A 14,467-nucleotide genomic window follows, 5' to 3' on the forward strand; every position below is an offset into this window, starting at 1 on the left:
ACGCCGGAGGGGCTGGGTGCGTGGGGCAGGTCGGTCGGTGGCGGAACGCTGGTCCGTCTGTCCGTGGCGGAACTGGTGGCCGGAGGGGCTGGAAATGGCTCCTCGGGTGGTGTGTGAATGGCCGGTCGGGGCGGTGGCGGTGATGCTGCTCGTATGACTGACACGGACGACGCGGACGGTGACGGGATTCGCGTTGCCTCGCCCGTGGGGCGGTGGGTCGTGCTGACCACCGTGCTCGGGTCCAGCATGGCCCTGCTCGACTCCACGGTCATCAATGTGGCCCTGCCCCGCATCGGCGAGGACCTCGGGACCGATCTGGCCGCCCTGCAGTGGACCGTCAACGCCTACATGCTCACCCTGGCGGGGCTGATCCTCCTCGGTGGTGCGCTCGGGGACCGGTTCGGGCGGCGGCGGGTGTTCGTTCTCGGGGTGGTGTGGTTCGCCGTGGCCTCGCTGCTGTGCGGGATCGCGCCGAACGCGGGGGTGCTGGTCGCCGCGAGGGCGTTGCAGGGGGTCGGGGGCGCGCTCCTCACCCCTGGTTCGCTGGCGATCATCCAGGCGAGCTTCCATCCCGACGACCGTGCCCGTGCCGTGGGGCTCTGGTCCGGGCTCGGCGGGGTCGGGGCGGCCATCGGCCCGTTCCTCGGCGGATGGCTGGTGGACGGGCCGGGGTGGCGGTGGGTGTTCCTGCTCAATCTGCCGCTCGCCGCCGTCTGCGTGCCCGTCGCCCTGCGCCACGTGCCCGAGTCCCGGGACCCGGACGCCCACGGCCGGTTCGACGTGCTCGGTGCCGCCCTCGCCGCGCTGTCGCTCGCCCTGGTCACCTACGCGCTGATCGAGGTGCCGGAGCAGGGCGCGTCCGTCCTGGTGATCGGCGCGGCACTCGGCGGTGTGCTCCTCGGGGCGGCCTTCGTGCGGGTGGAGCGGCACCGGCGCGATCCCATGGTGCCGCCGTCGATCTTCGCGTCGCGGCAGTTCACGTCCGTCAACATCGTGACGTTCTGTGTGTACGCGGCCCTGGGCGGGTTCTTCTTCCTGTCCGCGATCCAGCTCCAGGTGGTTGCCGGCTACTCGGCACTCGGCGCGGGCACCGCGCTCCTGCCCACGACGGTGCTGATGCTGCTCTTCTCCGCGTCCGCCGGCGACCTCGGGCGGCGCATCGGGCCTCGCGTCCCGCTCACCGTCGGCCCTCTGCTGGCGGCGGCCGGGATGCTCCTGATGCTCCGCGTCGGCCCGGGCGCCTCCTACCCGCTGGACGTCCTGCCCGCCGTGCTGGTGCTGGGCCTCGGCATGGTCACCCTCGTGGCGCCCCTCACCGCGACCGTCCTGGCCGCCGTGGACACCGGCCGGGCAGGGCTTGCCAGCGGCATCAACAACGCGGCGGCGCGGGCCGCCGGGCTGCTCGCCGTGGCCGCGCTCCCCCTGCTGGCAGGGATGGGCCCTGAGGCGTACCGCGACGAGGGGGAGTTCGCCTCGACGTTCCGGCGGGCCATGCCGATGTGCGCCGGGCTGCTGGTCGCGGGTTCGGTGATCGCCTGGTGGTCCGTACGGAAGTCTCCCGAGGCCAGGCCGGAGCCCCGGCCCGCGTGCGCGACGCACTGCGGGGTCTCGGCCCCGCCCTTGGAGCCGGAGCCCCCGCCCAGGCACACTTGAGCCATGTCCATCCACGAGAACCTGCTCGGGGGCCCTGCCCCGACCCACCTGCCCGACGACCCGGAGCCGCGCGAGCTGCTGGCAGCCGGCACGGCGCCCGCAGATGTCGCCGCGAAGTACCCCATGTCCTCGCTGGCCTGGGCGCAGCTCGCCGACGCGGCGTACGAGGGCGGCCGGGTCGTCGAGTCGTACGCGTACGCGCGCACCGGCTACCACCGCGGCCTCGACGCCCTGCGCCGCGCGGGCTGGAAGGGCCACGGCCCCGTCCCGTTCGAGCACGAGCCGAACCGCGGCTTCCTGCGCGCCCTGCACGCCCTCGCGCGCGCCGCGCAGTCGATCGGCGAGCAGGAGGAGTACGAGCGCTGCGCGTCGTTCCTGCGCGACTCCTCGCAGACCGCCGCCGACATCCTGGGCTGAGCAGGCCTCGCCTTCCGGGCCCCGCGGGCAGCAGCCCGCGGGGCCCCGGCGCGTCCTGCGGAAGGCCGTTAGGATGCGGAGCAGGGGACCGGAGCTCCACCACCTCAGAGGAAAGGGGCGGACCGCTACCCGGAAGCTCGTGTCGAGGAGACAGAAATGTCGACGAACCACCCCGACCCCGAAGCCACCGGTGCGGACACCCCGCATCTGGACTTCGCGGGAACGACTCCGTACGAGGACTATGTCCAGGCGGATGTCCTGACCCACCTCCAGCACCTGCGCTCGGACGATCCCGGCGAGATGGTCTTCCTGGTCACCACCCAGGTCATGGAGCTGTGGTTCACGGTCATCGTCCATGAGTGGGAGACGGCGGCGCACGCCCTGCGCGAGGACCGTGTTCCGGTCGCCCGTGACGCCCTCAAGCGCTCGCTGCGGGAGCTGGAGGCACTGAACGCCTCCTGGAAGCCGCTCGCCGGCCTGACCCCCGCCCAGTTCAACTCCTACCGGGGCTCCCTCGGCGAGGGATCCGGATTCCAGTCGGCGATGTACCGCCGGATGGAGTTCCTGCTGGGCGACAAGTCCGCCTCCATGCTCGTGCCGCACCGGGGCGCGCCCCGGGTCCACGCCGAGCTGGAGAAGGCGCTCCACGAGCCCGGCCTGTACGACGAGACGCTCGCCCTGCTCGCCCGGCGTGGATACGCCGTGCCCCGGTCGGTGCTGGAGAGGGACCTGGCGCAGAAGTACGAGCCGTCCCCCGCGGTCGAGGCCGTCTGGGCGGAGATCTACGCCGACGAGGACCAGAACGCCGAGCTCGTACGGCTCGGAGAGGTGCTGACCGACGTCGGCGAGCTGGTGTGGCGCTGGCGCAACGACCACCTGACCGCCACCCGGCGGGCGATGGGGTCGAAGACCGGGACCGGCGGATCGGCCGGGGTCGCCTGGCTGGAGAAGCGGGCCACCAAGAGCGTGTTCCCCGAGCTGTGGACGGCGCGTAGCCATGTCTGACTTCAAGGAGCGCGCCGAGGCGCTCGACACCGCCGACGCGCTGGGCGCCCTGCGCGAGCTGTTCACCCTCGACGAGGCCGTCTATCTCGACGGCAACTCGCTGGGCGCGCTGCCCCGGCACGTCCCGGCACGTATGCAGGACGTCATCACCCGGGAGTGGGGCGCGCTGCGCATCCGCTCCTGGGACGAGAGCGGCTGGTGGACCGCGCCCGAGCGGATCGGTGACCGGATCGCCCCGCTGGTCGGCGCCGCCACAGGTCAGGTCGTGGTGGGCGACTCCACCAGCGTGAACGTCTTCAAGGCGGTCGTCGCGGCGACCCGTCTCGCGGGCGAGGGGCGTGACGAGATCCTCGTCGACGCGACGACCTTCCCCACCGACGGTTACATCGCCGCGTCGGCGGCCCGGATGACGGGCCACCGTGTCGTCCCGGTCGCCCCGTCCGACCTACCGGTCGAGCTCGGGCCCCGTACGGCGGCGGTCCTCCTCAACCACGTCGACTACCGCACGGGCCGGCTCCACGACCTGCCCGGTCTCACCGCCGCCGTCCACGAGGCGGGTGCCCTCGCCGTATGGGACCTGTGCCACAGCGCCGGCGCGCTGCCCGTGGGTCTCGACACGCACGGCGTCGACCTGGCCGTCGGCTGCACGTACAAGTACCTCAACGGCGGGCCCGGTTCGCCGGCCTTTCTGTATGTCGCCGAACGCCATCAGGCGGCCTTCGACTCCCCCCTGCCCGGGTGGACCTCGCACGCGGACCCGTTCGCGATGACCCCCGGTTACGCCCCCGCGGACGGGTCCGTACGGGGCCGGGTCGGCACCCCGGACATCCTGTCGATGCTGGCCCTGGAGGCGTCGCTGGACGTCTGGGACGGTGTGTCGGTGGACGCCGTGCGGACCAAGTCCCTGGCGCTGACGGACTTCTTCCTGGAGTGCGTCGCGGCCTACGTCCCCGAGGGCCGGGTCACCTCGGTCACCCCGGCCGCCCACGCGGAGCGCGGCAGCCAGGTCTCGCTGCGGTGCGAGGACGCGGAGGAGACGGAGCCGGTGATGCGCGCGCTCATCGGGCGAGGCGTGGTCGGCGATCTGCGCCGCCCGGACGTCCTGCGCTTCGGTTTCACCCCGCTGTACGTCGGTTTCGCCGACGCGGAACGGGCCGCGCGGATCCTCGCCGAGGTGCTGGCGGGCTGAGCGCCGGCCGCCGTACGGGCCCACACTCCGGGCCGGTACGGCGGCGGTCCGCCGTACTGGTACCGTCCCCGCAGGTCAGTCCAGTTGGGCATCTGCCCAGGACGGTTGGAGCAGCATGTCGGATTCTGCCGCGCGTGATCGCGACGCCGCCGAGACCGAGTCGGCGTTCGCGCATCCGGTGGTCGCGCCCGACGGGTCCGCGGCCTATGGAAGCCACCCCGACCAGGTGATCGACTTCTTCGCGCCGCGGGACGGCCGTGCCGCGGCGCCCCTCGTGGTCCTGCTGCACGGCGGGGCCTGGCGGGCACCGTACGACCGGCAGCACGTGTCGCCGTTCGCGGACTTCCTCGCGCGGCGCGGCTTCGCCGTGGCCAGCGTCGAGTACCGGCGCGGCGGCGAGATCCCGCAGCAGGGAACGGCGGGCCCGGTCGCGGGCCGCTGGCCCGAGACCTTCGACGACGTGGCAGCCGCGATGGACGCCCTGCCGGTGCTGGCGGGCCGGGAGCTGCCGGGGGCGGATCTGCGCAAGACGGTGGTCACCGGTCACTCGGCCGGCGGGCAGCTCGCCCTCTGGGCGGCCGCGCGGCATGTGCTTCCTGAGGGGTCGCCGTGGCGGCTGCCCGCCGCACCTCCGCTGCGCGGGGTGGTGGCGCTGGCGCCGATCGGGGACTTCGCGAGCGCGGTGCAGCTGGACGTCTGCTCGGGCGCGCTGCACCAGCTCCTGGGCGGCGCGGACGACTTCGAGGCGCGGAGCGCGCATGTCGACCCGGCCCTGCTGCTGCCGACCGGGATAGCGACGGCCGTGGTCCAGGGCGTGGATGACGTCACCGTGCCGCAGGCGGTCACGGAGGCGTTCGTGGACGCCGCGGCCAAGGCCGGGGAGATGGTGGGGCTGACACTGCTGGACGGGGTCGGGCACTTCCCGCTGATCGACCCGGCGGCGGACGCCTGTGCCGTGGTCGCCGAGGAGATCGCCCAGCTGGCCTGGTAGTACTTGCGACGGACGGCGAAGGATCCGTATCACTGCTGACGACCGGGGCAGGGGGCGGCACCTACCGTGTAAGTGTGACCGAGACGAAGACCAGAAGCCCGGAGCACCGGGTGGCCGCCGGGGCGATAGCCGGCCTGCGGCAGGACCTGTTCCACAACGTGCTCGACTACCGCCCGCTGAGCCCTCTGGGCTCGGACGGGCCCGTGATCCGGCGACTGCCGAGGACCGTCAGGAAGGGAGCCGTCTGGTTCCCGCACGCGGTGGTGGGCGTGGTCGCGCTGATCTCGCTGCTGGACGGCGTCTTCTCCGCGAACACCTACTCCACGTTCGGGACGGTGACCGTCGTCACCGGGTTCCTGCCGCCCGCCGTGCTGCTGATGACGCTGGTCCGCCCCGTTCTCGCGTTCTGGGCGTCGATCGCGAGCATCCCCCTGGTGGCCGGCGCGGGCAGCGGGGACTGGCCGTGGGGGGCGAGCGCCTTCGCCTGCCATCTCGGTGTGCTGATCGTCGTGGCGGCGAGGACCCGGCCGCGTACGGCCGCCTGGATGTGGCTGATCACCCTGTTCGCCGGGTCCGTCCTGGGGAACTTCTCCCCGCCCTACTCCTCCAGCGCCGAGCCCATGGCCATCGCCTCCGCGTTCGCCCTGCTCCTCGTCGCCCTGGTGCAGGTACGCCGTGAGGCCCAGCGGGAGGTGACCGTGCAGCGCACCGTCACCGCCGTGGAGCGCGACCGGCGCACGCTCCTGGAGGAGCGCACCACCATCGCCCGTGAGCTGCACGACGTCGTCGCCCATCACATGTCCGTCGTCGCCATCCAGGCCGAGGCCGCTCCGTACCGGGTGGAGAATCCGCCGCCCGAGCTGGAGCAGGCCTTCGTCACCATCCGGGAGAACGCCGTCGCCGCGCTCACCGAGCTGCGCCGTGTGCTCGGGGTCGTACGCGCGGAGGACTACGAGGCGCCGGACGCCCCGCAGCCCACCCTCGCCGAGATCGACCGGCTGCTGGACAACGTCCGGGAGACGGGCCTGGAGACGGAGAAGACCGTCACCGGTGCGGTGCGGGAGCTTCCGCAGGGCGTCGAGCTGTCGGCGTACCGGATCGTCCAGGAGGCGCTGAGCAACACGCTCCGGCACGCGCCGGGCGCCGCCGCCAAGGTCGAGATCGGCTATGTGCTCGGCGGGCTCGGGTTGCGTATCGTCAACGGTCCCGCCCGTGGGCTGGTCAAACCGTCGCCGGGTGCCGGACACGGAATCACGGGGATGCGGGAGCGGGTCGCGATGCTGAACGGGGAGATGACCGCCGGGGCGGCCGGCGACGGCGGGTACGAGGTCGCCGTGTTCCTGCCCGTACCGGCGCAGCGCGACAGTCCGGAGGACGGTGAGGGCGCGTGAGCGACTCGCCCATCCGGGTCCTGATCGTCGACGACCAGATGATGGTCCGTGAGGGCTTCTCCGTGCTGCTCAACGCGATGCCGGGCATCGAGGTCGTCGGTGAGGCCGTCGACGGGCGGCAGGCAGTCTCGCAGGTCGCCGCGCTGCGGCCCGACGTGGTGCTGATGGACATCCGGATGCCTGAGCTCAACGGCATCGAGGCGACCCGGGAGATCGTCGCCGCCGACGCGGACGCCAAGGTGCTCGTCCTGACCACCTTCGATCTGGACGAGTACGTGTACCAGGCCCTGCGGGCCGGCGCGTCCGGCTTCCTGCTGAAGGACGCGTCGGCGCGGCAGCTCGCCGACGGCGTGCGGGTGGTGGCGGCCGGTGAGGCGCTGCTCGCTCCGACGGTGACCCGGCGGCTGATCACGGAGTTCTCGAAGATCGCCGACGCGCCGAGGGCGCCCGCCATGTCCAGGATCGGCGACCTCACCGAAAGGGAGACGGAGGTTCTCGTGCTGATCGCCCAGGGGCTGTCGAACCTGGAGATCGCCTCGCATCTGGTGGTCGCCGAGTCGACCATCAAGACCCATGTCAGCCGCATCCTGGTGAAGCTGGGGCTGCGGGACCGTACCCAGGCGGCCGTGTTCGCGTACGAGGCGAGGCTGGTCACGCCCGGATAGCGTCGGCTCATGCACGTGTCCTTCGACCCATGGTCCCCGGCGTTCGTCGCCGACCCGTACCCCGCCTACGCCGCGCTGCGCGCCACCGGCCGGGCGCACTACTTCGAGCCGACGCGGCAGTGGCTCGTGCCGCACTACTCCGATGTGTCCGGGCTGCTGCGCGACCGGCGGCTGGGGCGGACCTACCTGCACCGCTTCGGCCACGACGAGTTCGGCGTCGCCGCTCCGCCCGCCGCCCACGAACCGTTCCACACGCTCAACGGGCACGGGATCCTCGATCTGGAGGCCCCCGACCACACCCGGATCCGGCGGCTGGTCGCCAAGGCGTTCACGCCCCGGAGGGTCGAGGCGCTCGCCCCGACCGTGGAACGGCTGGCCGCCGGGCTCGTCGGTGACTTCGTCGAGGCGGGCGGCGGCGATCTGCTGAGCGCGGTCGCCGAGCCGCTGCCGGTGGCCGTCATCGCCGAGATGCTCGGTGTCCCGGAGGCCGACCGTGGGCTGCTGAGGCCGTGGTCGGCGGCGATCTGCGGGATGTTCGAGCTGAACCCGCCGGAGGAGACCGCGCGGACCGCCGTGCGGGCGTCGGCCGAGTTCTCCGGCTATCTGCGCGAACTGATCGCCGCACGGCGCGTGGACCCGGGGACGGATCTGATCTCCGGGCTCATCGCCGCCCATGACGACGAGGACCGGCTGACCGAGCAGGAGATCATCTCCACCTGTGTGCTGCTGCTCAACGCCGGTCACGAGGCGACCGTCAACGCCACCGTCAACGGCTGGTGGATGCTCTTCCGGCACCCGGAGCAACTGGCCTCCCTGCGCGGCGACCACAGTCTGCTGCCGACCGCCGTGGAGGAACTGCTGCGCTACGACACCCCGGTGCCCATGTTCGCGCGATGGGTCCTGGACGACATCGAGATCGACGGCACCGTCATCCCGCGTGGTTCGCAGGTCGCACTGCTCTTCGCGTCGGCCAACCGGGACCCGGAGCGCTTCGCCGAGGCGGAGACGCTGGACCTGTCCCGGCAGGACAACCCGCACATCTCGTTCGGTGCGGGCATCCACTACTGCCTGGGCGCCCCGCTGGCCCGTCTCGAACTCGCCGCCTCGTTCGGGGAGCTGCTGCGCAGGGCGCCCGGTATGCGGCTGACGGCGGAGCCGGAGTGGAAGCCGGGCTATGTGATCCGGGGGCTGCGGGAGCTACTGGTCGAGATCTGAGACGAGCGCGCCGGAGAGCCGTACGTTCTCGGGGTCGTACGGGTTCGCCCAGGTGTGGAGGCCCCACGTGGACAGGGCGAGGACTCCCGCGGTGCACGTCCCGGCGACGAGGGCCCGGAGCCCCGGCGACCTGCGCCCGCGCAGCAGACGCAGGGTCAGCAGCCAGGTGAGCGGCGGGATCAGAGCCCCTGCCGACAGGACGAGGGGCAGCTCCGTCCACAGGACGGAGAGGTCCCTGCCGTGCCCCTCCAGGCCGGCCCCCATGTGCAGACCGGTGCGCCGCGACGAGCCCCAGACGTACAGGGCGGTCGCCGCCCCGAGCGCCGCTGTCGCACACCCGCCGTACCCAGCCACGTCACGTTGTTCCATACGCGTCCAGACGTGCGCGCCCCACGGCCGGTTCCCTACTTGGTCTGCAGGTCCCGCCGCCGGAAGCCTGCCAGACCGAGCAGGATCAGGGCGGCGGCGATCAGCGTGAGTACGGCCATGGGCGTCCAGCTCATGGGGGCCGCGGGCAGCTGCGGCACATGCCCGAACGGGGACACGTTGTTCATCCAGTGCGGGAATCGCAGCAGCTGTCCCAGGTAACCGACCACGAACGCGTACACCGGCACGGCCCAGGCCGCCGAGGCCGCCCGGGGCAGCCAGCCGAAGAGGACGGCCGTGACTCCGACCGTGACCCAGAGCGCCGGCGCGTACGCCAGCGAGGCGCCCACCAGTTTCAGGATCAGCCCGGAGTCGCCGGCCGACGCCGCCCCCGCGACACCGATGCCGAGCCCGGCCAGGAGCAGGACGAGCGTGCCGCCCGCCAGTGCGACGGCGAGGTGGCTGCCCGCCCAGCGGGCGCGGGACAGGCCGGTCGCGAGCAGGGCTTCCACCCGGCCCGCGCTCTCCTCGGACCTCGGCCGCAGGGCGGCCATCACCACGTACACGGCGGTGACGACGGCGAGGACCACCATGACCATCGAGGCGAAGGACTCGGCCATGGTCGCGCCGCCGATGTCCTTCAGCGCCTCCTGGAGCGGATCGATGTTCTTCAGCATGTCGTCCGCGTCGCCGAGGATCGACCCGTACATCGCGCCCATCAGGAACAGCCCGGCGCCGAAGCCGGCCAGCACCGAGCGGTGCAGCCGCAGGGCGAAGCCGAGCGGCCGGACCAGGGACGAGGACGCGACCGGGCTGCCGAGCCGTGCGGCACGCAGTCCGGCTCCCACGTCCCGACGGGTGGAGAGGACGAAGCCCGCGCCCGCCGAGAGCACCGCGAGTACGAGGCAGAGCAGCAGCGGCCACCAGCGGTTGTCCACATAGACATAGGTGCGCTGCGCCCAGCCGATCGGGGACAGCCAGGACAGCGCGTCGCCACTGCCCGCGTCACCGGCTGCCCGCAGGACGTAGGCGAGGCCGATGACCGCCAGGGCCATGCCGGAGGCGCCCCGGGTGTGCGCGGTGATCTGTACGGTGACCGCCGCGACACCGGCGAAGACGATCCCGACGGCCGCGTGCGAGGAGCCGTAGAGCAGCGAGCCGCCGGCGCCGAGGCCCATCGCGCCGAGGCCGAGGGCCAGGAGCAGCGCGAGGGCCAGATTGGCGAGCACCGCGACGGACAGGGCGGCGGCCAGGTGCGCGTGCCGGCCGACGACGGTGGATCGGACCAGTTCGGCGCGGTTGGTCTCCTCCTCGTCGCGGGTGTGACGGGTGACGATCAGGACGCTCATGAGGCCGGCCAGAACGGCTGTGAAGCCGAGCATCTGGTGTCCCGTCATCGAGCCGAAGGTGTAGTCGTCGAGATAGCGCTCGGGCCCCGTCATGGCGAGCCCGGCCGGGCTCTTCATGGTGCTGACGACGGAGGCGCGGTCCGCCGGATCGGCGTAGAGCGTCTCGTAGTTGGCCGCCGTGGCGACCGTGCCGAGGAACAGCGCGAGGATCCACACGGGCAGCCTGACCCGGTCCCTGCGCAGGCCGAAGCCGACCAGGGCGCGGGTCCCCGTCAGAGCTCCGGGGCCGGCGGCGGTCCGGGCCGTGGCGGGGGTGCGGGCGGCGGTCGCGGCGCTCATCGTTCGTCCCCCTGGGCGGCGGCCCGGCCGTGGCCGTTGGCGGAGAGCTCGTCGCCGTAGTGGCGGAGCATGAGCTCCTCCAGGGTCGGCGGGTGGCTGATCAGGCTGCGCACACCGAATCCGGCGAGCTCGCTCACGGCGCCCGCGAGATGGCCGCCGTCCACGGCGAACCGCACCCGGGTTCCGGAGCCCTCGGCCGTGACCTCCACGGAGTGCACCCCGGGCAGCCGGCCGAGCTCTTCGGCGGGGCGGTCGGTCTCGGCCTCGATCGTCGTACGGGTCAGATGCCGCATCTCGCTCAGCGACCCGGACTGCACGGTCCTGCCGAGCCGGATGATGCTGATCCGGTCGGCGAGCTTCTCCACCTGGGCCAGGATGTGGCTGGAGAGCAGCACGGTCTTCCCCGCGGCCTTCGCCTGGAGGATCACGTCCTGGAAGACCACCTCCATGAGGGGGTCGAGTCCGGCGGTCGGCTCGTCCAGGAGCAGCAGTTCGGCGTCGGAGGCCAGTGCGGCGACGATGGCCACCTTCTGGCGGTTGCCCTTGGAGTAGGCCCGGCCCTTCTTGGTCGGGTCGAGGTCGAAGCGCTCGATCAGCTCGTCGCGGCGTCGCTTGTCCGCGCCGCCGCGTAGCCGCGAGAGCAGGTCGATGGCCTCGCCGCCGGTGAGGCCAGGCCACAGCTCCACGTCACCCGGCACATAGGCCAGACGCCGGTGCAGCTCCACGGCGTCGTGCCACGGATCTCTGCCGAGCAGCTGGGCCGCGCCCGAGTCGGCCCGCAGCAGCCCCAGCAGGACGCGGATGGTGGTGGACTTCCCGGCGCCGTTGGGCCCGAGGAAGCCGTGGACCTCGCCCGCTTCGACAGCGAGGTCGAGGCCGTCCAGTGCGTGTGTCCGTCCGAACGACTTGTGCAGTCCGGCCACGGTGATCGCCTTCGTCATGTTTCTGAAAGTACGCGCGCTTCACAAAATTGTGAAGTTAAGGAAGCATATAAAGTTGGACCGTGATCGGAGCAGGGGAGGCGTCGGAGGCCATGGCCAGTGGGACCGGGGAACCAGGGAACACGGAGGAGAGCGCCGGGCGCGACGAGGACGCGGTGTCCCGTTTCGTCGAGCGCTTCGCCGCGGAGATGACCGAGGCGGGGATGCAGCGGATGGCCGCGCGCGTCTTCGCGGCGCTCCTCGCGGACGACGACGCCTCCATGACCTCGGCGGACCTCGGCCGGCAGCTGCAGATCAGCCCGGCCGCCGTGTCGGGTGCGATCAATTACCTCACGCAGGTCAGGATGGTCGGCCGCGAGCGGGACCCCGGCTCACGCCGCGACCGCTACCGCCTGCACGACGAGATCTGGTACGCCACCTTCGCCAACCGTGACCAGGTGCTCACCCGCTGGGAGCGCACGCTGAAGGACGGCGCGCGCTCCCTCGGTGAGGACACCCCGGCGGGGGCGCGCCTCGCGGAGACGGCGGAGTTCTTCGAATTCATGCAGACGGAACTGGTCGGCGTCCTGGACCGGTGGCGCGAGAGCCGCAGGACGCCGGGGTGAGGCCGTGGCCTGCGGATCTCAGACGTCCGCCGGGAGCACCAGCCCCCAGGCATCCGCCCGTACGGTCCAGGTGCGGGTCCTGACGGGACCCGCGACCTGTATGTCCGCGCGGTAGCGGAAGTCGGGCCCGGAGACCGTGACCGCCTTGGCCTCCGCCGTGTGCGTCTCCCCGGAGGCCGTGTGGATCACCACGTCGGCCGGCCCGCCGTCGCCCTGGGCCGTCACCGAGACGCCCTCGACCGGCCGGTCCAGGTCGTTCAGCAGGACCCCGTCCGCCTCGACCCGCAGCCGGTGCGTCCGGGAGGGGCCGGTGGGCGAGGGCGGGGCGGGGCGGACCAGCGAGGCCACCAGGGTGCGGCAGGTGTCCCACACCGTGTGGGGCGGGCCCGGAGAGGGCCAGGCCGCAGGGATGCGCAGCTCGCCGAGGACGACCCCGTCGCTCTCGTCGACGAGCAGATCCAGCCGGCGGGCGGACCCGTCGAGCGCCGTGCGCGCCGCCGCCACGGCGCCACGGGGCACTCCCAGCGAGTAGCTCAGTTCCAGCGTGTGCGCCGCGCCGACCGGGATCAGGGAGAGTGAGCTGTCGGCCAGCTCCCGCTCCCGGTGGAGCTGGGACACGGCGCGCAGCAGCGCATGGTCGTCGCCCACGACGACCGGACGCCTGGAGCCCCGCCGGGACAGGGCCCTGGCGAACTCGTCGGGGCCGTCCGCGAAGCAGATCTTGGCGTGTGCGCCCGCGCTCAGCACATCCTTCGCGATGCGCACGGACTCGCCGTCGTAGCGGCGGGCAAGGGGGTCGATGAGCACGAGTAGCTGGTGGTCGCCGTCGCCGGGGGGCTCTGCAGCCGACACCTCGGTCCTTCCTCGGGTAGCATCTTGGTGCAAGAGCCCCTTGCGCTATTGCGCCAGGGGCTTGGTCTATTCCGGGGCACCCGGTTCGACGGCTCAGGCTTTGCCGTACATCGTCGTGCGGCAGGTACGACCTTTACGTACGCCCCCTGACCTTGGACATGCCCCGCCCGGAAGGGGTGTACGCCTGTGCCCGCACTTGTGCTGCTCGGTGCTCAGTGGGGTGACGAGGGCAAGGGGAAGGCCACCGACCTCCTCGGTGGATCCGTTGACTATGTGGTGCGTTACCAGGGCGGCAACAATGCCGGCCACACGGTCGTCGTAGGCGACCAGAAGTACGCACTGCATCTCCTCCCCTCCGGAATCCTGTCGCCGGGGTGTACCCCGGTCATCGGGAACGGTGTCGTCGTCGACCCGGCGGTCCTGCTCTCCGAGGTGAGCGGTCTCAATGAGCGAGGCGTCGACACGTCCAAGCTGCTGATCAGCGGCAACGCTCATTTGATCACTCCTTACAACGTCACCGTCGACAAGGTGACGGAACGCTTCCTCGGTAAGCGCAAGATCGGTACGACCGGGCGCGGCATCGGCCCGACCTACGCCGACAAGATCAACCGGGTGGGCATCCGCGTCCAGGACCTCTACGACGAGTCGATCCTGGAGCAGAAGGTCGAAGCGGCGCTGGAGCAGAAGAACCAGCTCCTGGCCAAGGTCTTCAACCGGCGCGCGATCGAGGCCGGGAAGATCGTCGAGGAGATGCTCCAGTACGCGGAGCAGATCAAGCCGTACGTCGCCGACACGACGCTGATCCTGAACAACGCCATCGACGAGGGCAAGGTCGTCCTCTTCGAGGGCGGTCAGGGCACTCTGCTGGACGTCGACCACGGCACGTACCCCTTCGTCACCTCTTCGAACCCGACCGCGGGCGGCGCCTGCACCGGTGCCGGCGTGGGCCCGACGAAGATCAGCCGGGTCATCGGCATCCTCAAGGCCTACACCACCCGCGTCGGTGCCGGACCCTTCCCGACCGAACTTCTCGACGAGGACGGCGAGGCGCTGCGCCGGATCGGCGGCGAACGCGGTGTCACCACCGGCCGTGACCGTCGCTGTGGCTGGTTCGACGCCCCGATCGCCCGGTACGCGACCCGCGTCAACGGCCTCACCGACTTCTTCCTCACCAAGCTGGACGTGCTGACCGGCTGGGAGCAGATCCCGGTGTGTGTGGCGTATGAGATCGACGGCAAGCGCGTCGAGGAACTCCCGTACAACCAGACCGACTTCCACCACGCGAAGCCGGTCTACGAGATGCTGCCGGGCTGGTCCGAGGACATCACGAAGGCCAAGACCTTCGGTGACCTGCCGAAGAACGCGCAGGCGTACGTGAAGGCGCTGGAGGAGATGTCCGGCGCCCCGATCTCCGCGATCGGTGTCGGCCCCGGCCGCACCGAGACCATCGAGATCAACTCCTTCCTGTAGGAGATCTTCCTGTAGGAGA

The 14,467-nt window shown here is 71.8% G+C and carries 14 protein-coding genes; 10 read left to right on the forward strand and 4 right to left on the reverse strand.

Going from position 1 to position 14,467, the window contains the following annotated elements:
- The first annotated feature begins 153 nt into the window (after window positions 1-153).
- The 8 genes from ACIREO_RS32445 to ACIREO_RS32480 all read left to right on the forward strand — a co-directional run bounded on the left by ACIREO_RS32445 (window position 154) and on the right by ACIREO_RS32480 (window position 8,526).
- Window positions 154-1,653, forward strand: coding sequence for an MFS transporter (locus ACIREO_RS32445; RefSeq protein WP_404116675.1), 1,500 nt, complete (start codon window positions 154-156; stop codon window positions 1,651-1,653).
- Between the two features lie 3 nt (window positions 1,654-1,656).
- Window positions 1,657-2,070: a DUF3151 domain-containing protein gene (locus ACIREO_RS32450; RefSeq protein ID WP_404116677.1), complete on the forward strand. Its 414-nt coding sequence runs from the start codon at window positions 1,657-1,659 to the stop codon at window positions 2,068-2,070.
- Window positions 2,071-2,226: 156 nt separating this feature from the next.
- The gene (locus ACIREO_RS32455) at window positions 2,227-3,075 is read left to right on the forward strand and encodes a tryptophan 2,3-dioxygenase family protein (protein ID WP_404116679.1); all 849 of its coding nucleotides are present in this window, start codon (window positions 2,227-2,229) and stop codon (window positions 3,073-3,075) included.
- Entirely contained in the window at window positions 3,068-4,264 is a 1,197-nt protein-coding gene (gene kynU, locus ACIREO_RS32460; RefSeq protein WP_404116681.1) for a kynureninase, read from the forward strand. The genes ACIREO_RS32455 and kynU overlap by 8 nt, the downstream gene beginning before the upstream one ends.
- 115 nt (window positions 4,265-4,379) lie before the next feature.
- A complete protein-coding gene (locus ACIREO_RS32465; RefSeq protein WP_404116683.1) occupies window positions 4,380-5,255 on the forward strand; it encodes an alpha/beta hydrolase in 876 nt (291 codons plus the stop codon).
- A 74-nt stretch (window positions 5,256-5,329) separates the two neighbouring features.
- Entirely contained in the window at window positions 5,330-6,646 is a 1,317-nt protein-coding gene (locus ACIREO_RS32470) for a sensor histidine kinase (RefSeq protein WP_404116685.1), read from the forward strand.
- Window positions 6,643-7,311: a response regulator gene (locus ACIREO_RS32475; RefSeq protein ID WP_404116687.1), complete on the forward strand. Its 669-nt coding sequence runs from the start codon at window positions 6,643-6,645 to the stop codon at window positions 7,309-7,311. Before ACIREO_RS32470 ends, ACIREO_RS32475 begins: the two co-directional genes overlap by 4 nt.
- 9 nt (window positions 7,312-7,320) lie before the next feature.
- Window positions 7,321-8,526: a cytochrome P450 gene (locus ACIREO_RS32480; RefSeq protein ID WP_404116689.1), complete on the forward strand. Its 1,206-nt coding sequence runs from the start codon at window positions 7,321-7,323 to the stop codon at window positions 8,524-8,526.
- Here the strand turns inward: ACIREO_RS32480 and ACIREO_RS32485 are convergent.
- The 3 genes from ACIREO_RS32485 to ACIREO_RS32495 are packed head-to-tail and all read right to left on the reverse strand — an operon-like array spanning window position 8,509 to window position 11,521.
- Window positions 8,509-8,880, reverse strand: coding sequence for a hypothetical protein (locus ACIREO_RS32485; RefSeq protein ID WP_404116691.1), 372 nt, complete (start codon window positions 8,878-8,880; stop codon window positions 8,509-8,511). The genes ACIREO_RS32480 and ACIREO_RS32485 overlap by 18 nt on opposite strands.
- Before the next feature lie 50 nt (window positions 8,881-8,930).
- Entirely contained in the window at window positions 8,931-10,580 is a 1,650-nt protein-coding gene (locus ACIREO_RS32490; protein ID WP_404116693.1) for an ABC transporter permease, read from the reverse strand.
- Entirely contained in the window at window positions 10,577-11,521 is a 945-nt protein-coding gene (locus tag ACIREO_RS32495) for an ABC transporter ATP-binding protein (protein WP_404116695.1), read from the reverse strand. The genes ACIREO_RS32490 and ACIREO_RS32495 overlap by 4 nt, the downstream gene beginning before the upstream one ends.
- A gap of 92 nt (window positions 11,522-11,613) precedes the next feature.
- Between ACIREO_RS32495 and ACIREO_RS32500 the strand changes: the two genes are divergently transcribed.
- Window positions 11,614-12,126 carry a GbsR/MarR family transcriptional regulator gene (locus ACIREO_RS32500; RefSeq protein ID WP_404116746.1) on the forward strand — a complete coding sequence of 171 codons (513 nt, stop codon included), beginning with the start codon at window positions 11,614-11,616 and terminating at the stop codon, window positions 12,124-12,126.
- Window positions 12,127-12,144: 18 nt separating this feature from the next.
- Here the strand turns inward: ACIREO_RS32500 and ACIREO_RS32505 are convergent, their stop codons facing one another.
- Window positions 12,145-12,978 (reverse strand): diacylglycerol kinase, encoded by an 834-nt coding sequence (locus tag ACIREO_RS32505; protein WP_404116697.1) that lies wholly within the window; start codon window positions 12,976-12,978, stop codon window positions 12,145-12,147.
- Window positions 12,979-13,164: 186 nt separating this feature from the next.
- On the opposite strand from ACIREO_RS32505, the gene ACIREO_RS32510 reads away from it, so the two are divergent.
- Window positions 13,165-14,448 carry an adenylosuccinate synthase gene (locus ACIREO_RS32510; protein ID WP_404116699.1) on the forward strand — a complete coding sequence of 428 codons (1,284 nt, stop codon included), beginning with the start codon at window positions 13,165-13,167 and terminating at the stop codon, window positions 14,446-14,448.
- The last annotated feature ends 19 nt before the right edge of the window (window positions 14,449-14,467 follow it).

The sequence above is a fragment of the Streptomyces sp. NPDC102441 genome, from assembly GCF_044765585.1.
Taxonomy (GTDB): Bacteria; Actinomycetota; Actinomycetes; order Streptomycetales; family Streptomycetaceae; genus Streptomyces.